The sequence below is a fragment of the Streptomyces sp. NPDC031474 genome (assembly GCF_055581185.1).
Genome location: NZ_JBVIJX010000024.1, coordinates 30158 through 55998 on the forward strand (window position 1 = coordinate 30158; position 25841 = coordinate 55998).

Genomic DNA, 25841 nt, shown 5'->3' on the forward strand with positions numbered 1-25841 from the left:
GTCCTGCGAGTTTGCCCGCAGGCGTACTTTTTGGAATTCCCTTGCGGGAATTACCTACTTGGCCTTCTCGAGGATCTCGACGATGCGCCAGCGCTTCGTGGCGGACAGCGGCCGGGTCTCCGCGAGGAGGACACGGTCGCCGACGCCCGCAGCGTTCTGCTCGTCGTGCGCCTTGAGCTTGTTCGTACGGCGGATGACCTTGCCGTACAGCGCGTGCTTGACGCGGTCCTCGACAGCGACGACGACGGTCTTGTCCATCTTGTCGCTGACGACGAGACCCTCACGGGTCTTGCGGAAGCCGCGGGCCTCTGCAGTCTGCTCAGTCACGTTGTTCTCACTCATCAGGCGCTCTCCACCGTCTCGATGCCCAGCTCGCGCTCACGCATCAGGGTGTAGATCCGCGCGATGTCCTTACGGACGGCCTTGAGCCGACCGTGGTTCTCGAGCTGACCCGTCGCCGCCTGGAAGCGGAGGTTGAACAGCTCTTCCTTGGCTTCGCGAAGCTTCGCCAGAAGCTCCTCGTCACCCAGTTCGCGCAGCTCGGACGCCTTGGTACCGGCCGACATCACGCTTCACCTGCCTCGCGCTTGACGATCCGGCACTTCATCGGCAGCTTGTGGGCTGCGCGAGTCAGGGCCTCACGGGCGATCTTCTCGTTGGGGTAGGACAGCTCGAACATGACCCGGCCCGGGTGCACGTTCGCGATCCACCACTCGGGAGAACCCTTACCGGAACCCATGCGGGTCTCGGCAGGCTTCTTCGTCAGCGGGCGGTCCGGGTAGATGTTGATCCAGACCTTGCCGCCACGCTTGATGTGACGGGTCATCGCGATACGGGCCGCCTCGATCTGGCGGTTGGTCACGTACGCCGGCGTGAGGGCCTGAATGCCGTACTCGCCGAACGAGACCGTCGTACCGCCCTTGGCCTGACCACGGCGCTTCGGGTGGTGCTGCTTGCGGTGCTTGACCCTACGGGGGATCAGCATGTCGGTCAGGCCTCCGTTCCGGTGCTCTCAGCCGGAGCGGCAGCCGCCGGAGCCTCGGCCTTGGGGGCCTCGGCAGCGGGAGCAGCCTGCTGCGGCTTGCGACCGCGACCGCCGCGCTCGCCGCCACGGCCACCACGGGCCGGGCGGTCGGCGCCGCCGCCACCACGGGCCGGGCGGTTGCCGGCGCGGGCAGCGGCGTTCTCGGCGCGGACCTCGGCGATGTTCTTGACATCGCCCTTGTAGATCCAGACCTTCACGCCGATGCGGCCGAAGGTCGTCTTGGCCTCGAAGAAGCCGTAGTCCACGTTCGCGCGGAGCGTGTGCAGGGGCACACGGCCCTCGCGGTAGAACTCCGAGCGGGACATCTCGGCGCCGCCGAGGCGGCCACCGCACTGGATCTTGATGCCCTTGGCGCCCGCCTTCATCGCCGACTGCATGCTCTTACGCATGGCGCGACGGAAGGAGACGCGGGAGGAGAGCTGCTCGGCGACGGCCTGGGCCACCAGCTGAGCGTCGACCTCGGGGTTCTTGACCTCGAGGATGTTCAGCTGGACCTGCTTCTTGGTCAGCTTCTCCAGGTCGCCGCGGATACGGTCGGCCTCGGCGCCGCGGCGGCCGATGACGATGCCCGGACGCGCGGTGTGGATGTCGACGCGGACCCGGTCACGGGTGCGCTCGATCTCCACCTTCGAGATGCCGGCGCGCTCCATGCCGGACGTCATCATCCGACGGATGGCGACGTCTTCTCCGACGTATTCCTTGTACGACTTGTCGGCGTACCAGCGGGACTTGAAGTCCGTGGTGATGCCGAGCCGGAACCCATGCGGGTTAACCTTCTGGCCCATTACCGGGTCCCTTCCTTGCTGCTGACGACCACGGTGATGTGGCTGGTCCGCTTGCGGATCCGGTAGGCGCGGCCCTGGGCGCGCGGACGGAACCGCTTCAGGGTCGGGCCCTCGTCGACGTAGGCCTCGGAGATGAAGAGGCTGTCGGCGTCAGTGTGGTCGTAGTTGTGCGCGGCGTTGGCGATGGCGCTGTCCAGCACCTTGCCGACCGGCACGCTCGCGGCCTGCGGGGCGAAACGCAGGACCGCCTGAGCCTCCGTGGCGTCCATGCCACGGATAAGGTCCACCACCCGGCGGGCCTTCATGGGCGTGACGCGGATGTACCGCGCCTGGGCCCTGGCTTCCATGGTTGTCCTTCCAGTGTCTGTCATGGTCATTCCACCCCGCTACTAGCGGCGCTTCGACTTCCGGTCGTCCTTGACGTGACCCCGGAAGGTGCGCGTCGGCGAGAACTCGCCGAGCTTGTGGCCGACCATCGACTCGGTGACAAACACCGGAATGTGGGTCTTGCCGTTGTGCACCGCGATCGTGTGGCCCAGCATGCTGGGAATGATCATCGAGCGACGGGACCAGGTCTTGATGACGTTCTTGGAACCGGCTTCGTTCTGGGCGTCCACCTTCTTTACGAGGTGTCCGTCGACGAAGGGCCCCTTCTTGAGACTGCGCGGCATCTAAACCCGCTCCTAGCGCTTCTTGTTCGTCTTGCGGCGGCGGACGATGTACTTGTTCGAAGCCTTCTTCGGCGAACGAGTACGACCCTCCTTCTGACCCCAGGGGCTGACCGGGTGGCGACCACCGGAGGTCTTGCCCTCACCACCACCGTGGGGGTGGTCAACCGGGTTCATCGCCACACCGCGAACGGTCGGGCGGACGCCCAGCCAGCGCTTGCGGCCGGCCTTGCCCCAGTTGATGTTGCTCTGCTCGGCGTTGCCGACCTCGCCGACCGTGGCGCGGCAGCGCTGGTCGACCAGGCGGATCTCACCGGACGGCATGCGGAGGTGGGCCATCGAGCCCTCCTTCGCGAGCAGCTGCACGGAGGCGCCGGCGGAGCGGGCGAACTTGGCGCCGCCACCGGGACGGAGCTCGATCGCGTGGATCGTGGTACCGACCGGGATGTTGCGGAGCGCCAGGTTGTTGCCCGGCTTGATGTCGGCCCCGGGACCGTTCTCGACGCGGTCGCCCTGCTGCAGGTTGCGCGGGGCGATGATGTAGCGCTTCTCGCCGTCGGCGTAGTGCAGCAGCGCGATGCGCGCGGTGCGGTTGGGGTCGTACTCGATGTGCGCGACCTTCGCCGGCACGCCGTCCTTGTCATGGCGACGGAAGTCGATGACACGGTAGGCGCGCTTGTGTCCGCCACCCTGGTGGCGAACGGTCACACGACCGGCGTTGTTACGGCCGCCCTTGCTGTGCAGCGGGCGGACCAGCGACTTCTCCGGCGTGGACCGCGTGACCTCGACGAAGTCGGCGACGCTGGAGCCACGACGGCCCGGCGTAGTCGGCTTGTACTTGCGGATTCCCATTTTTCAGTCCTCGTCCGATATCGGACGATCCGGACCGCCCTTAGGCGGTCGGACCGCCGAAGATGTCGATACGGTCGCCCTCAGCAAGGGTCACGATCGCTCGCTTGGTGGCGGCACGCTGACCGAAACCGGTCTTCGTGCGCTTGCGCTTGCCGATGCGGTTGATCGTGTTGACCCCGGTGACCTTGACCGAGAAGACCGCCTGGACGGCCTGCTTGATCTGGGTCTTGTTGGCGTTCGGGTCGACGATGAACGTGTACTTGTTCTCGTCGAGGAGCGCGTAGCTCTTCTCCGACACGACCGGCTTCAGCAGCACGTCACGGGGGTCCGTGTACGCCTTGCTGGGCGCGGTGACGACGGTGTTCTTGCCCTCGGCGGCGTGGCGCTTCGCCTTGGCGACGCGCGCGGCCTTGGCGGCCTTGGCCGCCTTGGGGGCGATGCTCGGGTGACGCGTAGCCATCAGGCGTCACTCCCTTCGGTGTCGTTGGCCTTGTTCGGGCCGGACACGAAGGACTCAAGAGCGGCCTGGGTGAAGACCACGTCGTCCGAGACGATCACGTCGTACGTGTTCAGCTGGCCCGGCTCCAGGATGTGCACCTGGGGCAGGTTGCGGGCGGACAGCCACGCGGCCTCGTCGGCGCGGTCGACGACCAGGAGCAGGTTCTTGCGCTCCGAGATCTTGCCGAACAGCGTGCGAGCGGCCTTGGTGGAGGGGGTCTCGCCCTCGATCACGCCGGTGACGACGTGAATGCGGTTGTGGCGGGCCCGGTCGGTGAGGGCGTGACGCAGAGCGGCAGCCTTCATCTTCTTCGGGGTCCGCTGCGAGTAGTCACGCGGCTGCGGGCCGTGGACGACGCCACCGCCGGCGAACTGCGGCGCGCGGGTCGAGCCCTGGCGCGCACGGCCGGTGCCCTTCTGACGGTAAGGCTTTTTACCGCCACCACGAACCTCGCCGCGGGTCTTGGTCTTGTGCGTGCCCTGACGGGCAGCAGCGTTCTGCGCGACGACGACCTGGTGGATCAGCGGGATGCTGACCTTCTCCACGCCGAAGATCTCCGCGGGGAGCTCGACGCTACCGGTCTTCTCGCCGGCAGGCGAAAGGATGTCAACAGTGCTCATCGGTTACCTCAGGCCCCCTTGGCCGCGGTGCGGACCAGGACGAGGCCGCCGTTCGGACCGGGGACAGCGCCCTTGATGAGCAGCAGACCCTTCTCCGCGTCAACGGCGTGGACGGTCAGGTTCTGGGTGGTGACGCGCTCGTTGCCCATGCGACCCGCCATGCGGAGGCCCTTGAACACGCGGCCCGGGGTGGCGCAGCCACCGATGGAACCGGGAGAGCGGTGCTTGCGCTGGGTGCCGTGTCCGGCGCCGAGGCCCTTGAAGTTGTGACGCTTCATGACACCGGCGAAGCCCTTGCCCTTGCTCTTGCCGGTCACGTCGACCTTCACGCCGGCCTCGAAGACCTCGGCGGTGATTTCCTGACCGAGCGTGTACTCGGTGGCATCGGCCGTCCGGATCTCGACGAGGTGGCGACGGGGCGTGACGTCGGCCTTGGCGAAGTGGCCCTTGAGGGGCTTGTTCACCTTGCGCGGGTCGATCTCGCCGAAGGCGATCTGGACCGACTCGTAGCCGTCGCTGTCGTTCGTGCGGACCTGGGTCACGACGTTCGGGCCGGCCTTGACGACGGTGACCGGAACAACACGGTTGTTCTCGTCCCACACCTGCGTCATGCCGAGCTTCTCGCCCAGGATGCCCTTGATCTGCTTAGCCATTCTCAGATCACCAGCCCTCAGAGCTTGATCTCGATGTCGACACCGGCCGGGAGGTCGAGTCGCATCAGAGAGTCAACGGTCTTGGGGGTCGGGTCGAGAATGTCGATCAGGCGCTTGTGCGTGCGCATCTCGAAGTGCTCGCGCGAGTCCTTGTACTTGTGCGGCGACTTGATGACGCAGTACACGTTCTTCTCAGTGGGCAGCGGCACCGGGCCCGCGACCGACGCACCAGTACGCGTCACCGTCTCGACGATCTTCTTCGCCGAGCTGTCGATGACCTCGTGGTCGTAGGCCTTGAGCCGGATGCGGATCTTCTGTCCCGCCATGGCTACTCAGTAGTCCTGTCTCTTCTAACGCTCTGGAACCAGATGGTCCGTTTCACTTCGTTCTCCGACCCACGCGGTCGGGTGTGTCGCGCTCTCACCGACACAGATGCCCCTTGCTCGAACATCCCTGCTGGGAAAGCACGGCCCTTCCGGAACCGCAAGCCGGGGACGAAAGGCCCACCGGGTGCCTGGTCGGCGCCGCACTGACACTTCCCGAAAGATTCCCGTACGTCCGCCCCAGCGCTGCCATCAGGCAGTTAGGGCGACGAGTACTGTGGGACTCGCTTCCGGTCCTCCCGGCGGGAGGCGCGCAGCATCAACACTCGACCGAGCAACTCCGACAGTCTGCCATATGGGGCAGGGGCCTGGCCAATCGAGCCGGAGACAATACCCCGCACGTGACGCAGGTCAAACGCAGGCTGTAAAGAGTGTGTGCGAGCGAGGTGCCCACTCCTCCCGGAACTGTCCTGCGATGGCAGGTCCTCGCCATAATCGTCGGCATGTCTGAGTACGGGGACAGGGCGAGCGAACCGCCCGAGAACAGGGTTCCCAGGTCGCGCCTCGAGGACTACGCGGAGATGACGGTCCCGCCCCGGGCGGCGTCCGAGGAGCGGGCGACACCGCCCGAACCGGAGCCGGTGGCCGGGCCCGCGCCCGAGCCGGCCGTGGCGGACCCCGAGGCCGAGGCCCGGCGGCGGTGGTTCGTCGATCTGCTGGAGGAGTTCCGGCAGACGGCGGTGCTGGTCCCGCTCGGCGACGGGCCCGGCCCCGAGGACGAACGGGGCCTGCTCACCGCCGACATGGGTGGCGTCCGGTTCATCCTGGCGTTCTCCGACGAACACGCGCTGTCCCGGTATGCCCTGGCCCGCGGGGAGTACCACCGCGAGTGGACCTACCAGACGATCCTCGGCGCACGGCTGCTGGATGTGGCCGTGCCCGCGGCGGGAGTGCCCTGCGGGGTGGCGCTGGACTGCGCGGACGGGCCGGACGGCGCGGTGTTCCCACCGGTCAGGGGCGTCGTACCGGACGAGGTGGCCGTGGATCGTGAGCAGGGGGGTGTCCGGTGAGCGGGGGCGGGGGCGGGGGCGGGGAGCCTGACCTCAAGGCCGTCGGCCTGGATCTGATCGCCAAGGGTCTGACCGAGGCGCTGGGCGAGCTCAAGGAGCTCGGCATGGTCGGCATGGCAGGTGCCGGGCGCGGCTTCGGCGATCTCTCCCTGTCGGGGCTGGAACTGGGGCATGAGGGGCTGACCGAGACGTTCGGCTCGTTCTGCGAGCGCTGGGAGTGGGGCGTGCGCTCGCTGATCAACGAGGGCAACGGGTTCGCCGTCAAGACCGGACTCGCGGCCGGCACCCTCCACGAGACCGAGGAATACGTCGGGGGCACCTTCAAGGTGGTGACCAACTCCCTCATCGGCAATCCGTACGCCTCCGAGGACGAGGTCACCGGGATGGGCTGGGGCGACATCGCCACCTCCGGTGTCCTCGGCGGCGACGTCGACTACAGCAAGGAGTCCTTCGACCAGGCGGGGGAGAACATCAAGCAGGGCTGGAAGGACGCCGGCCGCGATGTGATGACCTCGCACACCGTCGGGCCTCTCGGCCTCGGCCCCGAGAACCTGCACGAGACCTTCGGGGTCTCGGACTCCGAGTACGACCAGATGCTGGACGACACCTTCGGCCCCTCGCCGGAGGCCCGCGCCCAGGCGGCCCAGGCGGCCCAGCAGCAGGGCGGTCAGGGCTGATGGGGATCGTCGACGACATCAAGGGCGGTCTGAACACCGGCCTGGAGTTCGGCGAGAAACTCGTCGACGAGGGCAAGAAGAAGCTCGGCGAGGGCGTCGACTACGCCACCGACAAGGTCGGCGACGGGCTCGACCGCGTGGGCCTGCACGACGCCGCCGACGCGGTGGAGGACTTCGGCGACGAACTCGCCTCCGACCTCGGCGCCACCCCCGGGGAGCAGCAGCTCGGCCAGACCGAGGAGGCCAAGGAGCTCGTCCACGGCAACCCCGGGAAGATCCGGGCGAGCGCCAAGCACCTCAAGGACTTCCAGGCCGCGTTCGACAAGGTCGGCACCGGCATGAAGAAGGTCGACGCGGCCGGCTGGAAGGGGGCGAGCGGCGACGCCTTCCGCGAGAAGTTCGGTGTGCATCCCATGAAGTGGCTGTACGCGGCCGACGCCTGTGAGGCGGCCGGGGTGGCGCTGGACGCCTACGCGGAGACGGTCGAGTGGGCCCAACAGCAGGCCCACGACGCCATCGAGCTGTACAAGAAGGGCAAAAAGGCCTCCGTGGACGCCGTGGAGGCGTACAACAAGAAGGTCGACGCCTACAACGCCAAGATCAAGGCCGATCAGGATCCCGGGCCGCAGCCCGAGCCCTTCCACGATCCGGGTATCGACGACATCAGGGCGGCGCGAGACCGGCTCGCCCAGGCCCGAAAGCAGCGCAACTCCGTCGCCACCGAGGTGCAGACGAAGGTCAAGGCGGCGCTCGCCCACGCTCCCGCCGAACCACCGCCGCTGGACCGGCTCGGCAACGACCTGACCGACGGCTACCAGGCCTACAACACCGAGCTCACCCATGTCGTCGGCGGCGCCCTCAAGGGCACTGCGGGGCTGCTGAACTTCGTCCGCGGACTGAACCCCACGGACCCCTACAACCTCACGCATCCGGCCGCATACCTCCAGAACGTCAACATGACGCTCGCCGGACTCGTCTCCACCGCCGCCCACCCCGAACGCATCGTCCAGGCGACCGTGGACGGCTTCAAGAAGGACCCCTCCGAGTTCACCGGCAGACTCCTGCCCGAACTGATCGGGACAAAGGGCGCGGGACTGGCCCGCGGCGGGTTGCGGCTGGGGATGAAGGAGGGCCTGGAGAGCAGCGCGGCGCAAGGCCTCAAATACGGGGACGAACTCGCCGCCGGGCAGAAAGCCGCGAAGGCGGCCGCGGAGGCCCCCAAGGACTGGAGTGGTCTCGCCCGCAGCACGGATCACGTGTCGGAGAGGGCTATTCACGCCGACTCCGTGGATCCGAAGGTGGCCCAGGAATTCCTCGACGACCAGTATCCGTGGTTGAAGGACATCAACAACCGCTGGGAGGACGGATACACGCAGAACTGCGCGTACACCACGATCTCGACCGCGCGCCGGATGGAGGACATCGAGGTCAGCGCGGCGCGCCGGGAGGGTCCCGGCCATCTTCCGCTGGAGCCGTTCAAGGTCCTGGACGAGACCCAGCCCTGGCGAAAGGCCGACAGCTACGATGACCTCATCCGCGACCTACAGGCTCGCGGCGACGGGGCGAAGAGTGCCGTCTTCATCGGCCGGGGAAATTCGGGACACTTCTTCAACGCGGTGAACACCGACCACGGAGTGGTTTTCCTCGACGGGCAGACCGGAAAACTCGCCAACCTGGAGAAGAACGTGGTGGAAATCCAGCACGTCCCCTACGAAAAGGTAGTCAAGTAGATGCCGAGCAGAGACGAGGCGCTGGATTCCGCGGCCGCGCTTCTCAGGAAGATCTATCCAGAGAAGACGGAATCGCTGGTCATGATTCCGGAGAAGTCCGTCGAGTACGCCTACGGCTGGGCGATTGCCTTCGACTGGAAAGAGCACCTCGAGACCGGGGACTGGCTGCTGTCGCCGATCACCAGTGTGGTCATCGTGCCGCACGACGGGGGAAAGGCCCACTTCCCGCCGAGCGCCTTTCCGGTGGACGACTACATGTCCCGACGCGCTTCGGGTAACTGGCCCCCCAAGGAGTAGGCAGCCGTGATGAGCCCTGACACCCGAGCGGCAGCGTGGCTGACCGACACATACCGGGGTCTGGTCGAACTCTCCGTCCCGCACCCGGTGCACGAGACTCCCACCGCCTGGATGTTCTCCTGCCGGACCATGACCCAGCCGGGCTACCCGGCCACGCCCATGCTCGCGGCCTCGGTCGTCGTCCCGAAGGACGGCAGCCCGCCCTTCCACCCGTCGGCCAGCGATCCCCTCGGGGACCTGGACGCGGTCGACCCTCAGCAGGCGGCTCTCAGGGTCACCGACCAGGCACGCAGGATCAACGCGCGCGGCTGCGTGGTGGCCCTGCACTCCGCCGTCGAGCGTGCCCCGTCGGTCCCGTTGCCCTGGCAGCCCTCCGACGAGGCACCCGGCTGGTGGTCCAGGCTGACCCGGCGCTACTTCCCGTCGTTCGAGCGTGTTGCCGTGAGCGGCTGGGACTCCGTGATCGGAGCCATGACCGAGCCGGGCCCCGACACGCGGGGCGTGGTGTGGGTCCGCCGCGCGCTCGGCGGAGTCGAGGCGTCCGGAAACCTGCTCTACGCACACAACAACAACGGCCAGGTGGTCCTGCTGGACGGCCTGACCTCGTCTCTCGCCAGACTCGACAGGGACCTGGTCCACGAGTTGGTCCTCCTGCGCTCCCTGCCCGCGGCGCAGGAGGCCGCGCGGCAGGCCTGGGAGCGGGAGGCGCACGACTTCGCCTCCGCGGCCTCCAAGGCCCGGCTCTGGCTCGACGACGCCTACCACGGACAGGTCGATCTGGTGGCGCCGACGGCCGAGGACGAGATCCGGCGGGGCTGGGTCTTCTCCTGCAACACCCGGCGGTTCCTGGACGGCGGACGCTGGCAGGACGCCCTGCTCGACGCGACGATCGTCGTCCCCAAGGACGCCGGCGCCCCGTTCGGCCTGCCCAACGCGGAGCCCTGGGCCTGGCTGGCCCGCTGGAACGCGGGCGAGAACCCGGGTCCGAAGGACTTCCCCACGCCGCCCCCGCCCGGCCGTGCCCACTGGTTCGAGCCGACGCTCGCGGAGCTGGGCACCGTCCTGTCCACTTCCGAGCACGAGGACTGGCAGACCACGGCGGACGCCTTGTCGGCTCTGCCCGCCGGAGCGCGGGCACTGGTCTGGGTACGGCGTACGGACGGCCGGTCGCGAGAAGCGGTGGGGTGGCTGCTGAACGCCGTCATGACGGCGGAGGGCGTGATGCTGCTCGACGGTTCGTCCGGCGCTCCCCTGTCACTCGACCCGGCAGGAGTCCACCGTCTGCACGTGATCCGCTACCGCTGAAACACCTGATGCCGGGCCGGCCCCCGGGCCCTGCCCGCGCGGACGGCGAACACGGGCTGGGCCGTACGGGACCCTGAACTACTCGGCCTTGGCCCGATCCTGAGTAGGCACGCAGGACGGTGCTGAGTACATCGTCCGATGCCGTTGGGCGGGCGGCGGTGATGGTGTGGAGGCCATGACGGAACATCACCCGACCTGGTGGAGGATCCCCCTGGCGGCCTCGGCGCTCGGCCTACCGGTCCTCGTACTGGAGTTCGGCGCGATCCGGGCGCAGGCGGGCATGGGCCAATACGGAGCGCTGATCTACTGGGCCCTCGCGCTGTTCGCCACGACCTGGGCCCTCCCCCACCGCCGCTCCTTCAGAACGCTCCGCATCCTGACGGCCGGAGCAGCCCTGGCCATCACACTCCTGCCGGTGACACTCCTCCTGCTGCTCAGCGCGCTGATGACCACGAGCTGAGGCATACGCCACGAACCCCAACTGCGCTCCTAGGGGCTGCCCTTGGGCGCGGCGGCCTGCGTCCGCGTAAGACGGTCCGGGCGGAGGTCCGTAGGCCATCGGCACCGGAACCCGATTCTCTGCCCTTCGGTGGTAGGGGCGCTCTCTTTCCAAGGACCACCCAGGTGAAATGACCCCACCAAGCCCCACCCCTCCCGCCCGCAGCGCAAACTCACTCCCGCGAGTGAATATGCCAACTGGAGTGGATTTGGGGCGGGTTGCCTGCCCTACGCTCAGCGCAGCATCACCACCACCCACCGCAGACATGCGACGGCCCCCGCCGGGAGTGCAATCCCATGCGAGGGCCTGACCACCGAGGAAGGCACAAACTTCCCGATGGCCCCACCGAGGAAGGCGAAAACTTCCTGATGGACACGGAAAACCCTAGCGCGCCCCCATGCGCCGAGTCCCGCATCCCGGGCAAAAACCACCCCCACGCGGGCGGACTCATCCACGAGAACGCCCGCCACACCGAACGCTTCACGGTGATCGGCAACCACCTCGCCCAGCACCAGGAGTTGTCGCTCCTGGCGATCGGCCTGGCCGTACACCTCCAGTCGCTCCCGTCGGGCGTCCGCGTCGACATCAAGACCCTCACCGCCCGCTTCCCCGAGGGCTCGGTCCGCATCGCCGCCGCTCTGCGCGAGCTGGAGGCCCACGGTTACCTCCGCCGCGAACGTTCCCGCATCCCCGGCGGCCGGATCATCACCCGCACGGTCTCCTGCAACCAGCCCGGCCACCGGGACCGCCGTCCGGCAGCGGACCACACTCCCAGGAAGCCGGCGGCGGCACCCCGCAAGGCCCTCCCCGCCGTACCGAAGCCCGCACACCCCCACCCCACACTCCTCCAGACGGCGACCGACCTCCTCGCCCGCCTCCGCCGCCACGACTCCCGCCTCCTGCTCTCCGCCACGGACGTGGAGCACCTCGCCCCCGGAGTCGCCGCCTGGCTGGAACGGGACGTCGGCCCCGTAGCCGTGGTGCAAGCCCTCACCGCGGACCTCCCGGACCCGCTACGCCGACCGGCCGCCCTCCTGGCCCACCGCCTCGCCGCCCAACTCCCGCCCCCACCGCCCTTCCGGACACCGGAGCCTCCGCCGCCCGCGCGAGGCCCGTCCCCGACCTGCGACGGCTGCGACCGCCCCTTCCGCTCACCGACCCCAGGGCTCTGCCGCGACTGCCGACCCAATCTCTGTGAGGCCGCCTAGCATGAAAGCGACGATCCTTGCCCCAGGGCACAGACGAGGAGCGAGCGCCATGACCATCGCCCCGGACGACGCGCGGCAGAGCGCTTCCAACCGGTACCGGGCCCTGCGGGACTTCGTGCAGTCCGTGGAAGACACCCTGCCCGGCAAATTCGAGGTCACCAAGGAAGGGATCGTTCACGACATGATGGCGCCCGTCGGTCCGCACGAGCTGACCGCACTGCACCTTCGAAGGCGCCTCGAAAAGGGGATGCCGGAAGAGATCGTGGCCCACACGGGCGAACCCGATGTCGAGGACGGAGCCGAACGCATTCTGCGGCGCCCCGACGTGATCGTGATCGCCATGGCGGACATGGACGTCCCAGGGACCTTCGACCCTCGAACGCTCATCGCCGCCATCGAAATCGTCTCCCGCTCCAACCCTGACAACGACTGGGTCAGCAAGGTGCGCGACTACCCCCTCATGGGTATCCCCGTCTACGCGATCTTCGACCCCCGCACCGGCTCCGGCGCCGTCCTCACCGACATCCACCCCACCCCCGACGGCCCCCGTTACGCGACCCGCAAGGACTTCGTCTACGGCGAGGACGTCACCATCGCGGAGTGGACGATCTCCACCGAAGACCTCCCCCGCTACCCCGCCTGATCGGCGCGCAGCCGCACGAACGCCCCCTCCAGCCCCCGCTTCACCGCCCCCGCCACCGGCCGCTCCACGAACCGGTGCGCCGCCCAGCTCAACAGCAGGAACCCGGCCAGGACCACCGCGACCAGCAACCGCGCGTCCATCTCGTCGCGCAGGCGGCTGATCAGCGCCGTCCCCGCCGCGTAGTGCATGAGGTACAGGGGATACGTCAGGCTCCCGGCCGTCACCAGCCACCGCCACCGGACGCGGTCCGTCCAGCCGAGCGCGACCGCGACCATCACCAGCAGGAAGACCGTGAAGACCAGCACCGCCCCCCGCCAGCCGGACACGTGCTCGACCTCGTCGATGCGGTCGCCGAGCTCCTTCTGGGCCATCAGCCAGGCCATGCCGAGGATGCCCCACAGCAGCAGGTCCTGGCCGAAACGGTGCATCAGGTACAGGGCCAGGCCGGCGATGAAGTACCAGGCGCTCTCCGGGGCCGCCAGCAGATCCAGCAGCGGGAAGTCCGCCACCGGCGCCGGCATCGCCGCCGCACCCCACACACAGCAGAACACCACCACCCTGCGATACGTCAGGCCCCTCCACACGACCGCCAGGAACAGCAGATAGAAGCGGAGCTCCGACCAGAGCGTCCAGTACACGCCGTCGACGTTGCGCACTCCCGAACCCGACTGCAGCATCGTCAGGTTCAGGAGGACATCCCGCGCCCGCAGCTGCTCCCACACGCCCGGCAGCGCCGCCGGCACGGCCGTCGTGAACAGCACCGCGAACCAGTACGCCGGGTAGAGGCGGATCACCCGCGACACGAAGAACTGCCTCGGCGTGCGACCCCAGCAGGACATGCAGATCACGAAGCCGCTGATCACGAAGAAGATCTCGACGCCGATCCAGCCGTAGGCCGCCACGTGGAAGACCGTCGGCATGATGTCCGACACCGGGCGGTCCCAGATCAGGTTGTCCGGCATGTTCGCGCGGCGGGTGCCGGCGTAGTGGTGGAGGGCCACCATGAGCGCCGCCAGCAGGCGGATTCCGTCGACGGCGTACAGACGGGGACGTTCCCGCCGCCGGCCGGGGGTGCCGGGGCGCTGCTCCGGCTGTACGGCGGGCGAGGGGAGAGCCAGGCCAGTCACCCGCGTGACATTACGGCCGTCACAATCACCACACAGGGAGCAGAAGTGAGCATTCCGCGCACCCGCCGAGCAAGGTTGACCGACCCCTCGTCGGCCCGTCGCGCAGGCTTCGCCGACACTTCACCCGACGACTACGACCCTTGACGACTTCGACGATTCGAGTGAACTCATGAGCGACAACGTCCTCTCGGTCATTCCGACAGACCCGCACTGGCAGCCCGACCAAGCCGCGGCCGACCGCACCGCCGCACTCGTCGCCCGGCTCGTCCCGGAGGACGACGCCGGCTTCGACTCCGAGATCGACGTCGACTGGTACGACGCCGTCATGGCCGTCGACTGCGGCGAGAACCTCGTCCGGATCGGCTGCCCGCAGTGCGGTGCGACGATCTCCGACGAGTGGTACCAGGACCTCCTCGAAGCCCACGGCGACGACGGCTTCGCCGGCCTCGCCGTGAAGGTCCCCTGCTGCGGGGCGGCCGAGACGCTGGACGCGCTGGAGTACGACGGTCCCTGCGGCTTCGCCCGGTTCGAGATCGCCGTGTGGAATCCGGACCGGGAGCCGTTCGACGACGGGGAGCTGATCGCTCTCGGCGCGGCGCTCGGGCATCCCGTCCGGCAGGTGCTCGCGCGCATCTGAGCTCACGGCAACCCGCAGCCACATGGCGAAAGGGCCCGTACGACCGGAGTCGTACGGGCCCTCTCAGGTGCTCAGCTCAGGCTGGAGCTACCAGGTCGAACAACAAGACTTACTTGTTGATCTTGGTGACCTGGCCGGCGCCGACCGTCCGGCCACCCTCACGGATGGCGAACTTCAGGCCCTCTTCCATGGCGACGGGCTGGATGAGCTCCACCTTCATCTCGGTGTTGTCACCCGGCATGACCATCTCGGTGCCCTCGGGGAGGGTCACGACGCCGGTCACGTCCGTCGTACGGAAGTAGAACTGCGGACGGTAGTTGTTGAAGAAGGGGGTGTGACGACCACCCTCGTCCTTCGACAGGATGTAGGCCTGGGCCTCGAACTCGGTGTGCGGGGTGACCGAACCGGGCTTGATGATGACCTGGCCGCGCTCGACGTCCTCGCGCTTGATGCCACGGAGCAGCAGACCGACGTTCTCACCGGCCTGGCCCTCGTCGAGCAGCTTGCGGAACATCTCGATACCGGTGACCGTGGTGGTGGTCTTGTCCTGCTTGATGCCGATGATGTCAACGGTCTCGTTGACCTTCAGGACACCACGCTCGATACGGCCGGTGACGACCGTACCGCGACCGGTGATCGTGAAGACGTCCTCGACGGGCATGAGGAACGGCTTGTCGACGTCACGCTCGGGGGTCGGGATCGACTCGTCGACGGCGGCCATCAGGTCCAGAACGCTCTGGCCCCACTCGGCGTCGCCCTCGAGCGCCTTGAGCGCCGAGACCTTGACGACCGGCAGGTCGTCGCCCGGGAACTCGTACTCGGAGAGGAGCTCACGGACCTCGAGCTCGACGAGCTCCAGGATCTCCTCGTCGTCCACCATGTCGGCCTTGTTCAGGGCGACGACGATGTACGGAACGCCGACCTGGCGGGCCAGGAGCACGTGCTCCTTGGTCTGCGGCATCGGGCCGTCGGTGGCGGCAACCACGAGGATCGCGCCGTCCATCTGCGCGGCACCCGTGATCATGTTCTTGATGTAGTCCGCGTGACCCGGGCAGTCGACGTGCGCGTAGTGACGCGTCTCCGTCTGGTACTCGACGTGCGCGATGGAGATGGTGATACCGCGCTGGCGCTCCTCGGGAGCCTTGTCGATCTGGTCGAACGCCGATGCCTCGTTCAGGTCCGGGAACGCGTCGTGCAGCACCTTGGTAATGGCGGCCGTGAGGGTCGTCTTACCGTGGTCGATGTGACCGATGGTGCCGATGTTGACGTGCGGCTTAGTCCGCTCGAACTTCGCCTTCGCCACTGGGGTCCTCCTGGGAGTGGTTCTGGTACGCCTTACTTCATCGGCGCCAGGTGATCTTTGCTGTCAAAGCCCGGGCCCGGGGCAAACACCCACGATCCTTGACGAATGCGGGTGGTTGCCCCAGAGGCTCCGGAGTCAAGCCTAAAGCGTGTGAACGCGGTGCGTTACTCGCCCTTGGCCTTCGCGATGATCTCCTCGGCGACGTTCCGGGGAACCTCGGCGTAGGAGTCGAACTGCATCGAGTAGCTCGCGCGACCCGACGTCTTGCTGCGGAGGTCGCCGACGTAGCCGAACATCTCCGACAGGGGCACCAGGCCCTTGACGACACGGGCACCGGCCCGCTCCTCCATGGCCTGGATCTGACCACGGCGGGAGTTGATGTCGCCGATGACCTCGCCCATGTAGTCCTCGGGCGTGGTGACCTCGACGGCCATCATCGGCTCGAGCAGCACGGGGCTGGCCTTGCGCGCGGCCTCCTTGAAGGCCTGCGAACCGGCGATCTTGAAGGCGAGCTCGGAGGAGTCCACCTCGTGGTAACCACCGTCGAGCAGGGTGACGCGCACGCCGGTCATCTCGTAACCGGCGAGGATGCCGAACTGCATGGCCTCCTGCGCACCGGCGTCGACCGAAGGGATGTACTCCTTCGGGATACGACCACCGGTCACCTTGTTCACGAACTCGTACGAGGCGTCGCCGCCCTCGATCGGCTCGATCGCGATCTGCACCTTGGCGAACTGGCCGGTACCACCAGTCTGCTTCTTGTGCGTGTAGTCGACCCGGTCGACCGCCTTGCGGATGGTCTCGCGGTAGGCGACCTGCGGCTTGCCGACGTTGGCCTCGACCTTGAACTCACGGCGCATACGGTCGACCAGCACCTCGAGGTGCAGTTCGCCCATGCCGCCGATGATGGTCTGGCCGGTCTCCTCGTCCGAGTGGACCTGGAACGACGGGTCCTCCTCGGCCAGGCGCTGGATCGCGATGCCCAGCTTCTCCTGGTCGCCCTTCGACTTGGGCTCGATGGCGACCTGGATGACCGGAGCCGGGAAGTCCATGGACTCCAGGATCACGGGAGCCTTGTCGTCGCACAGCGTCTCACCGGTCGTGGTCTGCTTCAGACCCATGACGGCGACGATGTCGCCGGCGCCGACCGCCTCGATCTCCTCACGCTTGTTCGCGTGCATGCGGTAGATCTTGCCGATGCGCTCCTTCTTGCCCTTGACGGAGTTCAGCACGGCAGTGCCGGACACCAGGCGGCCCGAGTAGACCCGGACGAAGGTGAGCTTGCCCAGGTGCGGGTCGCTCATGATCTTGAACGCGAGCGCGGACAGCGGCTCGTCGTCGGACGGCTTGCGCTTGACCACGACCTCCGGGTCCTTCACGTCGTGGCCCTCGATGGCCTCGACGTCCAGGGGGGAGGGCAGGTAGCGCACGACCGCGTCGAGCAGGGGCTGGACGCCCTTGTTCTTGAACGCGGTGCCACAGAACACCGGGGTGACGGTGACGCCGTCGGACTTGCCGGACGCGATGGTGATACGACGGATCGCGGCGTACAGCTGCTCCACGGAAGGCTCCTGGCCCTCCAGGTACAGCTCCATGATCTCGTCGTCGTTCTCGGCGACGGTCTCGACGAGCTTGCCGCGGTACTCCTCGGCAGCCTCGGTGTGGGTGGCCGGGATGTCGACGACGTCGTACATCTCGCCCTTCTCCGCCTCGGCGGACCACACGAAGGCCTTCATCGTGACCAGGTCGACGACGCCCTTGAAGTCGGCCTCGGCACCGATCGGCAGCTGCATGACGATCGGCGTCGCGCCGAGGCGGCTGCTGATCATGTCGACACAGCGGTGGAACTCGGCACCGGTCCGGTCGAGCTTGTTGACGAAGCAGATGCGCGGGACGCCGTAGCGGTCCGCCTGACGCCACACCGTCTCGGACTGGGGCTCGACGCCGGCAACGCCGTCGAACACCGTCACGGCACCGTCGAGCACACGCAGGGAACGCTCTACCTCGACGGTGAAGTCGACGTGACCCGGGGTGTCGATGATGTTGATGGTGTGGTCGACGTCCTCGAGCGGCCAGTGACAGGTGGTGGCAGCAGAGGTGATCGTGATGCCACGCTCCTGCTCCTGCTCCATCCAGTCCATGGTCGCGGCGCCGTCGTGGACCTCACCGATCTTGTAGGAGACGCCGGTGTAGAACAGGATCCGCTCGGTGGTGGTCGTCTTGCCCGCGTCGATGTGGGCCATGATCCCGATGTTGCGGACCTTGGCCAGGTCAAGTGAAGTGGTAGCCATAAGGCTTTCGTCTTCTCTCGGTCTCGATGTGGGTAGCGACTACCAGCGGTAGTGCGCGAAGGCCTTGTTGGACTCGGCCATCTTGTGGGTGTCCTCACGCTTCTTCACAGCGGCGCCGAGGCCGTTGGACGCGTCGAGAAGCTCGTTGAGCAGGCGTTCGGTCATGGTCTTCTCGCGACGGGCGCGGGAGTAGCCCACGAGCCAGCGCAGCGCCAGGGTGCTCGCGCGGCCCGGCTTGACCTCGACCGGAACCTGGTAGGTCGCGCCACCGACACGGCGGGACTTGACCTCGATGGTCGGCTTGATGTTCTCGAGAGCGCGCTTCAGGGTGATGACCGGGTCGTTGCCGGTCTTCTCCTTCAGGCCCTCCATGGCGCCGTAGACGATGCGCTCGGCGGTGGAGCGCTTGCCGTTCAGCAGCACCTTGTTGATGAGCGACGTGACAAGAGGAGAACCGTAGACCGGGTCGATGATGACCGGGCGCTTCGGGGCAGGGCCCTTACGAGGCATTTCTTACTTCTCCTTCTTGGCGCCGTAGCGGCTGCGGGCCTGCTTGCGGTTCTTGACACCCTGGGTGTCGAGGGAGCCGCGGATGATCTTGTAGCGAACACCCGGCAGGTCCTTCACACGACCACCGCGCACGAGCACGATGGAGTGCTCCTGCAGGTTGTGTCCCTCACCCGGAATGTAAGCGGTGACCTCGATCCCGCTGGTCAGACGCACACGCGCGACCTTACGCAGGGCCGAGTTCGGCTTCTTCGGGGTGGTCGTGAACACACGCGTGCAGACGCCGCGGCGCTGAGGGGAACCCTCGAGTGCGGGCGTCTTGTTCTTCTCGACCTTGTCCTGCCGGCCCTTACGGACCAGCTGCTGGATCGTAGGCACTACTTCTCCGGTTTCTGTGTGCCGATTTGTACAGCTAACCTGGAACTTCGCCGACCCACGCGGTCGGGTGTGTCGAACCCGCGGATTTCCGCTGCGAGGCAGAAAGAGACGCAGATCGCGGTGGCCACTTCGTTAGACCCCTGTGCGGTTGAAGACACGCACACGGGCCAGGGCACACCCCAGGCACAAGGTCTGAGCGTACCTAGCGCATTCACTTCGGTCAAAACAAAGGCCCCGCCACCGACACGCCGAAGGTTTACGAGCCCTGCCGCAGGCTCTGTGGTAGCGGATCGCTCCCCTGCGCCGCGTCCTGTGCCTCGTCCTGCGCCGTGTCCCGTCCGACGAAGTACGTCGGACGGTTCTGTACGGCCGTGTAGATGCGCCCGACGTACTCGCCGAGCAGCCCCACGCAGATCAGCTGGACCGCGCCGACGAACATCACGCCGATGAACAGGGACGTCCAGCCGGGCACGGTGCGACCCAGGGCGTAGGCGGTCAGGGTGTAGCCCATCAGCGCGAGGCAGACCAGGAAGGCGAAGCCGCCCAGCCAGGTGGCGATGCGCAGGGGGGCCGCGGAGAACCCGGTGACGCTGTCGACGGCCAGCCGGATCATCCGGCCCAGGGGGTACTTGCTCTCGCCCGCCGGCCGCGGCGCGCGCTCATAGGTGACCTCACCGCTGGGGAAGCCCAGCCAGGGCACCAGGAGCCGGTAGACGCGCTGCTGGTCGGGCAGGGCCTTCAGGGCGTCCACCGCGGCCCTGCTCAGCAGCCTGAAGTCACCGGCCTGGGCCGGGACGTCCTCCCCCGCGAGCCGGCGCACGAGACGGTAGTACAGGCCCGCCGTCCACCGCTTGAAGCCGGTGTCGCTGGCCCGGTCCGCGCGGATGCCGTAGACGATGTCGAGGTTCTCGGCGCGGGCCAGGGCGAGCATGTCGGCGATCTTCTCGGGCGGGTCCTGGAGGTCGGCGTCGATGCTGACGACGTACGCGCCGAGCGCCCGGTCGAGGCCGGCGGTGAGGGCCGCCTGGTGGCCGGAGTTGCGGCGCAGACCGATGATGCGCAGTTCCGGCCAGCCAAGCCGGAAGGCGGCGAGCAGCTCGGCCGTGCGGTCGGCGCTGCCGTCGTCCACCGCGACGACCTCGTAGCGGACGCCGAGACCCGCAAGGACCGGTCGCAACCGACTGACCAGCGCCGGAAGGACCTCTTCCTCGTTGTACATGGGTATGACGACCGACAACACGGTCGCCGTGTCCTCGGCGGTTCGCGCTTCGGTCACCCGTCCTCCCCCAACCTGTGGCGCACATGTGCGACTCTGTTGCGCGATCTTATGACCACATTCTTATGACCAGACTTCACGATCAACCGGACAGCTCTGCCGCCTCGCCCTGGTGTCCGGCGATCGGCCGAGGGGGGACCCCAGCCATGAGCACGGCTTCCAAGGACACGGCGACGGGCTCCGCCGTGCCCGGCGGGCGAGAGGAGCGGCTCTCGAGGCTCCGCCGCCTCACCCTGCCGGACGGGGTACGACCGTACCTCGCCCCGCTGCTCCTCTACGGCACGATGAAGCTCGTCGGGCTGACCGTGTTCGCCTGGCTCCTGGAGTGGGCCGGCGAGTACCAGAAGAAGAACCCGCGCTTCGGCGGCGGCGCCCACTGGTGGGACGTCCTCGCCACCTGGGACGGCTGGTGGTACCTACAGGTCGCCGAGAAGGGCTACGACCCCAAGCCGCTCCAACGGCTCGATCCGGGCGGCCTGTTCACGGTCAAGCAGGACTCGGTCGCCTTCTTCCCGCTCTACCCGGGCCTGATCCGAGGCGTGTCCGAGATCACAGGACTGGGCCTCTACGGCTCCGGGATCCTCGTGTCCGTCCTGGCCTCCTTCCTCGCCGCCGCCGGCATCTACGCCGTCGTCTCGACGCTCGCCGGGGTGCGGGCGGGCACCATCGCGGCCGGACTGTGGGCGGTGGCGCCCGGCGCGGGCGTGGAGTGGGCGCTCTACTCGGAGTCGGTGTTCGTCGCCATAGCGGCCTGGTGCTGCTACTGCGTGATGAAGGGCCGCTGGGTGGCCGCCGGGCTCCTCGCCTTCCTCGCCGGACTCAACCGGCCGACCTCCGCCGCGCTCATCGGCGCCGTCGGGCTGGCCGCGATCGTGACCCTCGCCCGGCGCGACAGCAGGCGCGAGCACGGGATCTCCGGTCCCGTCTACGCGATGATCGCCGCGCCGCTCGGCCTGCTCACCTACATCACCTGGGTCGGCCTCAGCATGGGCGACCTCACCGCGTACTTCACGCTCCAGCGCGAGGGGTGGGCGCACTACTTCGACTTCGGCGCCTACACCCTCGACGTGCTGCGCAACACGGCCGTCGGCCGCCACGACTACCTGTTCGCGTTCACGGTCCCCGACCTGCTGGCCGTTCAGATCGTCCTGGCGCTGCCCTTCCTGATCGCGCTGATGCTGCGCAAGAGGCCGCCGCTGGTGCTGGTCGCGTACACGCTGGCGAGCGTGATCACCGTGCTGGGCACCCAGCAGATGTTCGGCAACACGGGCCGCTACCTGCTCCCGGCCTTCCCCCTGCTGCTGGCCCCGGCGGCGGCCCTGAGCCGGCTGAAGTGGCCGAGCCTGGCGGTGTTCTTCGCGACGGCGTCCATCGCGTCGGGCTGGTACGCGCACTACGTGATCTTCGAACTCGGCATCCCGTAGAAGCCGGAAGTTCCCTAGAAGCCGGAAATTCCGTAGGAACGCCGAAGGGCGCCCACCCCGTACGAGACGGAGTGGGCGCCCTTCTGGCGATCGCTCACCGCTTACTGGTTGTACGGACCGTAGTCGTAGTCCTCCAGCGGAACGGCCTGGCCGGAGCCCGTGCCGAACGGCGAGTAGTCGATGTCGTCGTAGCCGACGGCCGAGTACATCGCGGCCTTGGCCTCCTCGGTCGGCTCGACCCGGATGTTGCGGTAGCGGGACAGACCCGTACCGGCCGGGATGAGCTTACCGATGATGACGTTCTCCTTGAGGCCGATGAGGCTGTCGGACTTGGCGTTGATCGCCGCGTCCGTCAGGACTCGGGTCGTCTCCTGGAAGGAGGCGGCCGACAGCCAGGATTCCGTCGCCAGCGAGGCCTTGGTGATACCCATGAGCTGCGGGCGACCGGAGGCCGGGTGACCGCCCTCCTGGACCACACGACGGTTCTCGACCTCGAACTTCGAGCGCTCGACGAGCTCGCCGGGCAGCAGCTCGGCGTCGCCGGACTCGATGATCGTCACACGGCGCAGCATCTGCCGGATGATGATCTCGATGTGCTTGTCGTGGATCGACACACCCTGCGAGTTGTACACCTTCTGGACCTCGCCGACCAGGTGGACCTGGACGGCACGCTGACCCAGGATGCGCAGCACGTCGTGCGGGTTGGTGGCACCCACGGTGAGCTTCTGGCCCACCTCGACGTGCTCGCCCTCGCTGACCAGAAGACGGGCGCGCTTCGAGATCGGGAACGCCGTCTCGTCGCTGCCGTCGTCCGGCGTGATGACGATCTTCTTGGTCTTCTCGGTCTCCTCGATCCGCACGCGGCCGGAGGCCTCGGAGATCGGGGCGACACCCTTCGGGGTACGGGCCTCGAAGAGCTCGACGACACGCGGCAGACCCTGGGTGATGTCGTCACCGGCCACACCACCGGTGTGGAAGGTACGCATCGTCAGCTGGGTGCCGGGCTCACCGATGGACTGGGCGGCGATGATGCCGACCGCCTCACCGATGTCGACCAGCTTGCCGGTGGCCAGCGAGCGGCCGTAGCACATGGCACACGTGCCGACCTGCGACTCACAGGTCAGGATCGAGCGGGTCTTGACCTCCTCGACGCCGTGGCGCACGAGCTGGTCGATGAGCACGTCGCCCAAGTCCACGTTGGCCGGCGCGATCACCTTGCCGTCGATGACGACGTCCTCGGCGAGCATGCGGGCGTAGACGCTGGTCTCGACGTCGTCCGTCTTGCGCAGGACGCCGTCCTCGCCGCGGACCGCGATCTTCAGCTTCAGACCGCGCTCGGTGCCGCAGTCCTCCTCGCGGATGATGACGTCCTGCGAGACGTCCACCAGACGACGGGTCAGGTAACCCGAGTCGGCGGTACGCAGGGCGGTGTCCGCCAGACCCTTACGGGCGCCGTGCGTGGAGATGAAGTACTCCAGCACCGACAGGCCCTCACGGAAGGACGCCTTGATCGGACGCGGGATGGTCTCGTTCTTCGCGTTCGACACCAGACCGCGCATACCGGCGATCTGCCGCATCTGCATCATGTTTCCTCGGGCACCCGAGTCAACCATCATGAAGATGGGGTTGGTCTTGGGGAAGTTCGCGTTCATCGCCTCGGCGACCTCGTTGGTCGCCTTGGTCCAGATCGCGATGAGCTCCTGCGTGCGCTCTTCCTTGGTGATCAGACCGCGCTCGTACTGCTTCTGGACCTTCTCGTCCTGCGCCTCGTAGCCCTTGACGATCTCCTTCTTCGCCTCGGGAACGACGACGTCGGAGATGGCCACGGTGACACCGGAACGGGTCGCCCAGTAGAAGCCGGCCGCCTTCAGGTTGTCGAGCGTCGCCGCCACGATGACCTTGGGGTAGCGCTCGGCCAGGTCGTTGACGATCTCGGAGAGCTGCTTCTTGCCCACCGAGTAGTCGACGAACGGGTAGTCCTCGGGCAGCAGCTCGTTGAAGAGCGCGCGGCCCAAAGTGGTGCGCAGGCGGAAGGTGTCCCCCTGCTGCCACTCGGGCTCGCCCTCCTCGCGCACCGGCGGCGTCCAGCCACGCGGCGGGATGGTGCCCACCGGGAAGCGGATGTCGATCGGCGACTGCAGCGCGAGCTCACCGGCGTCGAACGCCATGATCGCCTCGGCCGTGGAGCCGAACGACCGGCCCTCGCCCTTGGTGTCACGCAGCTCGCCGTCGGTGGTGAGGAAGAACAGACCGAGGACCATGTCCTGGGTCGGCATCGTCACCGGACGGCCGTCGGCGGGCTTGAGGATGTTGTTCGAGGACAGCATCAGGATGCGGGCCTCGGCCTGCGCCTCCGCGGAGAGCGGCAGGTGGACGGCCATCTGGTCACCGTCGAAGTCCGCGTTGAACGCGGTGCAGACGAGCGGGTGGATCTGGATGGCCTTGCCCTCGACCAGCTGCGGCTCGAAGGCCTGGATGCCGAGGCGGTGCAGGGTGGGAGCACGGTTGAGCAGCACCGGGTGCTCGGCGATGACCTCTTCGAGGACGTCGTACACAACGGTGCGGCCGCGCTCCACCATGCGCTTGGCGCTCTTGATGTTCTGCGCGTGGTTCAGGTCGACCAGGCGCTTCATCACGAACGGCTTGAACAGCTCCAGCGCCATCGCCTTCGGCAGACCGCACTGGTGCAGCTTCAGCTGCGGACCGACGACGATCACGGAACGCGCGGAGTAGTCCACACGCTTGCCGAGCAGGTTCTGACGGAATCGACCCTGCTTGCCCTTCAGCATGTCGCTGAGGGACTTCAGCGGGCGGTTGCCGGGACCGGTGACCGGACGGCCACGACGGCCGTTGTCGAACAGCGCGTCCACGGCCTCCTGGAGCATGCGCTTCTCGTTGTTCACGATGATCTCGGGCGCACCGAGGTCGAGAAGGCGCTTCAGGCGGTTGTTGCGGTTGATCACACGGCGGTACAGGTCGTTCAGGTCGGAGGTCGCGAAGCGGCCACCGTCCAGCTGCACCATCGGGCGAAGGTCCGGCGGGATGACCGGCACGCAGTCGAGCACCATGCCCTTGGGGCTGTTGCTGGTCTGCAGGAACGCGGAGACGACCTTCAGGCGCTTGAGCGCACGGGTCTTCTTCTGGCCCTTGCCGGTACGGATGATCTCGCGGAGGCGCTCGGCCTCCTCGTCCAGGTCGAAGGACTCCAGGCGCTTCTGAAGCGCCGCGGCGCCCATCGAACCGTCGAAGTACGTGCCGAAGCGGTCACGCAGCTCGCGGTAGAGGAGCTCGTCGCCCTCCAGGTCCTGGACCTTGAGGTTCTTGAAGCGGGTCCACACCTCGTCGAGACGGTCGATCTCGCGCTGCGCACGGTCGCGCAGCTGCTTCATCTCCCGCTCGGCGCCTTCGCGCACCTTGCGGCGCACGTCGGCCTTGGCGCCCTCGGCCTCCAGCTCGGCCAGGTCGGTCTCGAGCTTCTTGGCGCGGGCCTCGAGGTCGGCGTCGCGACGGTTCTCGATCTGCTGACGCTCGACGGAGACGTGCGCCTCCAGCGAGGGCAGGTCACGCGTACGGCGCTCGTCGTCGACGAACGTGATCATGTACGCCGCGAAGTAGATGACCTTCTCGAGGTCCTTCGGGGCGAGGTCGAGCAGGTAGCCGAGGCGCGACGGAACGCCCTTGAAGTACCAGATGTGCGTGACGGGGGCGGCCAGCTCGATGTGGCCCATCCGCTCACGACGCACCTTGGCGCGAGTGACCTCGACGCCGCAGCGCTCGCAGATGATGCCCTTGAACCGGACACGCTTGTACTTGCCGCAGTAGCACTCCCAGTCCCGGGTCGGACCGAAGATCTTCTCGCAGAAGAGTCCGTCCTTTTCCGGCTTGAGCGTGCGGTAGTTGATCGTCTCGGGCTTCTTGACCTCGCCGTGGCTCCACTGACGGATGTCGTCCGCGGTGGCCAGGCCGATCCGGAGCTCGTCGAAGAAGTTGACGTCGAGCACTATGCGTCAATCCCTCTCAGGGT

The 25841-nt window shown here is 67.5% G+C and carries 28 protein-coding genes; 10 read left to right on the forward strand and 18 right to left on the reverse strand.

Annotated features, from left to right (window positions below; all coding sequences use genetic code 11):
• Positions 1–54: 54 nt before the first annotated feature.
• Genes rpsQ through rpsJ form a run of 11 tightly spaced genes read right to left on the reverse strand, consistent with a single transcriptional unit; the run spans position 55 to position 5448 of the window.
• Positions 55–342, reverse strand: a complete 288-nt coding sequence (gene rpsQ / locus ACZ5SK_RS39805; protein ID WP_079660412.1) for a 30S ribosomal protein S17 — start codon at positions 340–342, stop codon at positions 55–57.
• A complete protein-coding gene (gene rpmC, locus ACZ5SK_RS39810) occupies positions 342–566 on the reverse strand; it encodes a 50S ribosomal protein L29 (protein ID WP_003998824.1) in 225 nt (74 codons plus the stop codon). The genes rpsQ and rpmC overlap by 1 nt, the downstream gene beginning before the upstream one ends.
• A complete protein-coding gene (gene rplP / locus ACZ5SK_RS39815; protein ID WP_006140905.1) occupies positions 566–985 on the reverse strand; it encodes a 50S ribosomal protein L16 in 420 nt (139 codons plus the stop codon). The genes rpmC and rplP overlap by 1 nt, the downstream gene beginning before the upstream one ends.
• Before the next feature lie 5 nt (positions 986–990).
• The gene (gene rpsC, locus ACZ5SK_RS39820; RefSeq protein ID WP_334577814.1) at positions 991–1830 is read right to left on the reverse strand and encodes a 30S ribosomal protein S3; all 840 of its coding nucleotides are present in this window, start codon (positions 1828–1830) and stop codon (positions 991–993) included.
• Positions 1830–2177, reverse strand: coding sequence for a 50S ribosomal protein L22 (gene rplV, locus ACZ5SK_RS39825; protein ID WP_003974262.1), 348 nt, complete (start codon positions 2175–2177; stop codon positions 1830–1832). Before rplV ends, rpsC begins: the two co-directional genes overlap by 1 nt.
• Positions 2178–2219: 42 nt before the next feature.
• A complete protein-coding gene (rpsS, locus tag ACZ5SK_RS39830) occupies positions 2220–2501 on the reverse strand; it encodes a 30S ribosomal protein S19 (RefSeq protein ID WP_018528354.1) in 282 nt (93 codons plus the stop codon).
• A gap of 12 nt (positions 2502–2513) precedes the next feature.
• Entirely contained in the window at positions 2514–3350 is an 837-nt protein-coding gene (gene rplB, locus ACZ5SK_RS39835; RefSeq protein WP_334577815.1) for a 50S ribosomal protein L2, read from the reverse strand.
• Positions 3351–3390: 40 nt separating this feature from the next.
• The gene (gene rplW, locus ACZ5SK_RS39840) at positions 3391–3810 is read right to left on the reverse strand and encodes a 50S ribosomal protein L23 (protein ID WP_334577816.1); all 420 of its coding nucleotides are present in this window, start codon (positions 3808–3810) and stop codon (positions 3391–3393) included.
• The gene (gene rplD, locus ACZ5SK_RS39845; RefSeq protein WP_334577817.1) at positions 3810–4469 is read right to left on the reverse strand and encodes a 50S ribosomal protein L4; all 660 of its coding nucleotides are present in this window, start codon (positions 4467–4469) and stop codon (positions 3810–3812) included. The genes rplW and rplD overlap by 1 nt, the downstream gene beginning before the upstream one ends.
• A gap of 8 nt (positions 4470–4477) precedes the next feature.
• The gene (rplC, locus tag ACZ5SK_RS39850; protein WP_334577818.1) at positions 4478–5122 is read right to left on the reverse strand and encodes a 50S ribosomal protein L3; all 645 of its coding nucleotides are present in this window, start codon (positions 5120–5122) and stop codon (positions 4478–4480) included.
• Positions 5123–5139: 17 nt separating this feature from the next.
• The gene (gene rpsJ, locus ACZ5SK_RS39855; protein WP_003948644.1) at positions 5140–5448 is read right to left on the reverse strand and encodes a 30S ribosomal protein S10; all 309 of its coding nucleotides are present in this window, start codon (positions 5446–5448) and stop codon (positions 5140–5142) included.
• A 500-nt stretch (positions 5449–5948) separates the two neighbouring features.
• Here rpsJ and ACZ5SK_RS39860 point away from each other — a divergent pair, with 500 nt between their 5' ends.
• The 8 genes from ACZ5SK_RS39860 to ACZ5SK_RS39895 all read left to right on the forward strand — a co-directional run bounded on the left by ACZ5SK_RS39860 (position 5949) and on the right by ACZ5SK_RS39895 (position 12874).
• Positions 5949–6515: a hypothetical protein gene (locus ACZ5SK_RS39860; RefSeq protein WP_468577363.1), complete on the forward strand. Its 567-nt coding sequence runs from the start codon at positions 5949–5951 to the stop codon at positions 6513–6515.
• Positions 6512–7192 carry a hypothetical protein gene (locus ACZ5SK_RS39865; protein ID WP_468158610.1) on the forward strand — a complete coding sequence of 227 codons (681 nt, stop codon included), beginning with the start codon at positions 6512–6514 and terminating at the stop codon, positions 7190–7192. Before ACZ5SK_RS39860 ends, ACZ5SK_RS39865 begins: the two co-directional genes overlap by 4 nt.
• Positions 7192–8922, forward strand: a complete 1731-nt coding sequence (locus ACZ5SK_RS39870) for a putative T7SS-secreted protein (protein ID WP_334577821.1) — start codon at positions 7192–7194, stop codon at positions 8920–8922. The genes ACZ5SK_RS39865 and ACZ5SK_RS39870 overlap by 1 nt, the downstream gene beginning before the upstream one ends.
• Positions 8923–9219, forward strand: coding sequence for a YrhB domain-containing protein (locus ACZ5SK_RS39875; protein WP_334577822.1), 297 nt, complete (start codon positions 8923–8925; stop codon positions 9217–9219). It begins immediately after the preceding gene.
• 9 nt (positions 9220–9228) lie between these two features.
• Positions 9229–10524, forward strand: coding sequence for a YrhB domain-containing protein (locus ACZ5SK_RS39880; RefSeq protein ID WP_334577823.1), 1296 nt, complete (start codon positions 9229–9231; stop codon positions 10522–10524).
• A gap of 175 nt (positions 10525–10699) precedes the next feature.
• Positions 10700–10984: a hypothetical protein gene (locus ACZ5SK_RS39885; RefSeq protein WP_334577824.1), complete on the forward strand. Its 285-nt coding sequence runs from the start codon at positions 10700–10702 to the stop codon at positions 10982–10984.
• 407 nt (positions 10985–11391) lie between these two features.
• A complete protein-coding gene (locus tag ACZ5SK_RS39890; protein WP_361708062.1) occupies positions 11392–12231 on the forward strand; it encodes a helix-turn-helix domain-containing protein in 840 nt (279 codons plus the stop codon).
• A 49-nt stretch (positions 12232–12280) separates the two neighbouring features.
• A complete protein-coding gene (locus ACZ5SK_RS39895) occupies positions 12281–12874 on the forward strand; it encodes a Uma2 family endonuclease (protein ID WP_334577826.1) in 594 nt (197 codons plus the stop codon).
• On the opposite strand, the gene ACZ5SK_RS39900 is transcribed toward ACZ5SK_RS39895, so the two are convergent.
• On the reverse strand, positions 12862–13992 hold the full coding sequence (locus tag ACZ5SK_RS39900; protein ID WP_334581206.1) for an acyltransferase family protein: 1131 nt from the start codon (positions 13990–13992) through the stop codon (positions 12862–12864). The two genes, ACZ5SK_RS39895 and ACZ5SK_RS39900, sit on opposite strands and share 13 nt — an antisense overlap.
• Positions 13993–14170: 178 nt before the next feature.
• On the opposite strand from ACZ5SK_RS39900, the gene ACZ5SK_RS39905 reads away from it, so the two are divergent.
• Positions 14171–14638, forward strand: a complete 468-nt coding sequence (locus ACZ5SK_RS39905) for a hypothetical protein (protein WP_334577828.1) — start codon at positions 14171–14173, stop codon at positions 14636–14638.
• A 109-nt stretch (positions 14639–14747) separates the two neighbouring features.
• On the opposite strand, the gene tuf is transcribed toward ACZ5SK_RS39905, so the two are convergent.
• The 5 genes from tuf to ACZ5SK_RS39930 all read right to left on the reverse strand — a co-directional run bounded on the left by tuf (position 14748) and on the right by ACZ5SK_RS39930 (position 20393).
• Positions 14748–15941 (reverse strand): elongation factor Tu, encoded by a 1194-nt coding sequence (tuf, locus tag ACZ5SK_RS39910; protein WP_334577829.1) that lies wholly within the window; start codon positions 15939–15941, stop codon positions 14748–14750.
• Positions 15942–16105: 164 nt separating this feature from the next.
• Positions 16106–18232 carry an elongation factor G gene (gene fusA / locus ACZ5SK_RS39915; RefSeq protein WP_334577830.1) on the reverse strand — a complete coding sequence of 709 codons (2127 nt, stop codon included), beginning with the start codon at positions 18230–18232 and terminating at the stop codon, positions 16106–16108.
• A 39-nt stretch (positions 18233–18271) separates the two neighbouring features.
• Positions 18272–18742 (reverse strand): 30S ribosomal protein S7, encoded by a 471-nt coding sequence (rpsG, locus tag ACZ5SK_RS39920; protein ID WP_189712345.1) that lies wholly within the window; start codon positions 18740–18742, stop codon positions 18272–18274.
• Positions 18743–18745: 3 nt separating this feature from the next.
• Complete coding sequence (gene rpsL / locus ACZ5SK_RS39925) at positions 18746–19117, reverse strand: 30S ribosomal protein S12 (protein WP_003948652.1); 372 nt, start codon at positions 19115–19117, stop codon at positions 18746–18748.
• A gap of 256 nt (positions 19118–19373) precedes the next feature.
• A complete protein-coding gene (locus ACZ5SK_RS39930; protein WP_334577831.1) occupies positions 19374–20393 on the reverse strand; it encodes a glycosyltransferase family 2 protein in 1020 nt (339 codons plus the stop codon).
• A 146-nt stretch (positions 20394–20539) separates the two neighbouring features.
• Between ACZ5SK_RS39930 and ACZ5SK_RS39935 the strand changes: the two genes are divergently transcribed.
• Positions 20540–21817: a hypothetical protein gene (locus ACZ5SK_RS39935; protein WP_334577832.1), complete on the forward strand. Its 1278-nt coding sequence runs from the start codon at positions 20540–20542 to the stop codon at positions 21815–21817.
• 101 nt (positions 21818–21918) lie between these two features.
• Here the strand turns inward: ACZ5SK_RS39935 and ACZ5SK_RS39940 are convergent, their stop codons facing one another.
• A complete protein-coding gene (locus tag ACZ5SK_RS39940) occupies positions 21919–25818 on the reverse strand; it encodes a DNA-directed RNA polymerase subunit beta' (protein ID WP_319673709.1) in 3900 nt (1299 codons plus the stop codon).
• Positions 25819–25841 lie beyond the last annotated feature (23 nt).

Excerpts from the sequence above, each read along its gene's own strand:
- ACZ5SK_RS39870 (WP_334577821.1), top strand. The coding sequence starts at position 7,192 with ATGGGGATCGTCGACGACATCAAGGGCGGTCTGAACACCGGCCTGGAG.
- ACZ5SK_RS39935 (WP_334577832.1), top strand. The coding sequence starts at position 20,540 with ATGAGCACGGCTTCCAAGGACACGGCGACGGGCTCCGCCGTGCCCGGC.
- rplD (WP_334577817.1), bottom strand. The coding sequence starts at position 4,469 with ATGAGCACTGTTGACATCCTTTCGCCTGCCGGCGAGAAGACCGGTAGC.
- ACZ5SK_RS39885 (WP_334577824.1), top strand. The coding sequence starts at position 10,700 with ATGACGGAACATCACCCGACCTGGTGGAGGATCCCCCTGGCGGCCTCG.
- ACZ5SK_RS39860 (WP_468577363.1), top strand. The coding sequence starts at position 5,949 with ATGTCTGAGTACGGGGACAGGGCGAGCGAACCGCCCGAGAACAGGGTT.
- rpsG (WP_189712345.1), bottom strand. The coding sequence starts at position 18,742 with ATGCCTCGTAAGGGCCCTGCCCCGAAGCGCCCGGTCATCATCGACCCG.
- rplV (WP_003974262.1), bottom strand. The coding sequence starts at position 2,177 with ATGGAAGCCAGGGCCCAGGCGCGGTACATCCGCGTCACGCCCATGAAG.
- ACZ5SK_RS39905 (WP_334577828.1), top strand. The coding sequence starts at position 14,171 with ATGAGCGACAACGTCCTCTCGGTCATTCCGACAGACCCGCACTGGCAG.
- rpsJ (WP_003948644.1), bottom strand. The coding sequence starts at position 5,448 with ATGGCGGGACAGAAGATCCGCATCCGGCTCAAGGCCTACGACCACGAG.
- rpsS (WP_018528354.1), bottom strand. The coding sequence starts at position 2,501 with ATGCCGCGCAGTCTCAAGAAGGGGCCCTTCGTCGACGGACACCTCGTA.
- rpmC (WP_003998824.1), bottom strand. The coding sequence starts at position 566 with ATGTCGGCCGGTACCAAGGCGTCCGAGCTGCGCGAACTGGGTGACGAG.
- rpsQ (WP_079660412.1), bottom strand. The coding sequence starts at position 342 with ATGAGTGAGAACAACGTGACTGAGCAGACTGCAGAGGCCCGCGGCTTC.
- rplB (WP_334577815.1), bottom strand. The coding sequence starts at position 3,350 with ATGGGAATCCGCAAGTACAAGCCGACTACGCCGGGCCGTCGTGGCTCC.
- fusA (WP_334577830.1), bottom strand. The coding sequence starts at position 18,232 with ATGGCTACCACTTCACTTGACCTGGCCAAGGTCCGCAACATCGGGATC.
- rplC (WP_334577818.1), bottom strand. The coding sequence starts at position 5,122 with ATGGCTAAGCAGATCAAGGGCATCCTGGGCGAGAAGCTCGGCATGACG.
- ACZ5SK_RS39875 (WP_334577822.1), top strand. The coding sequence starts at position 8,923 with ATGCCGAGCAGAGACGAGGCGCTGGATTCCGCGGCCGCGCTTCTCAGG.
- rpsC (WP_334577814.1), bottom strand. The coding sequence starts at position 1,830 with ATGGGCCAGAAGGTTAACCCGCATGGGTTCCGGCTCGGCATCACCACG.
- ACZ5SK_RS39895 (WP_334577826.1), top strand. The coding sequence starts at position 12,281 with ATGACCATCGCCCCGGACGACGCGCGGCAGAGCGCTTCCAACCGGTAC.
- rplP (WP_006140905.1), bottom strand. The coding sequence starts at position 985 with ATGCTGATCCCCCGTAGGGTCAAGCACCGCAAGCAGCACCACCCGAAG.
- ACZ5SK_RS39890 (WP_361708062.1), top strand. The coding sequence starts at position 11,392 with ATGGACACGGAAAACCCTAGCGCGCCCCCATGCGCCGAGTCCCGCATC.
- ACZ5SK_RS39880 (WP_334577823.1), top strand. The coding sequence starts at position 9,229 with ATGAGCCCTGACACCCGAGCGGCAGCGTGGCTGACCGACACATACCGG.
- rplW (WP_334577816.1), bottom strand. The coding sequence starts at position 3,810 with ATGGCTACGCGTCACCCGAGCATCGCCCCCAAGGCGGCCAAGGCCGCC.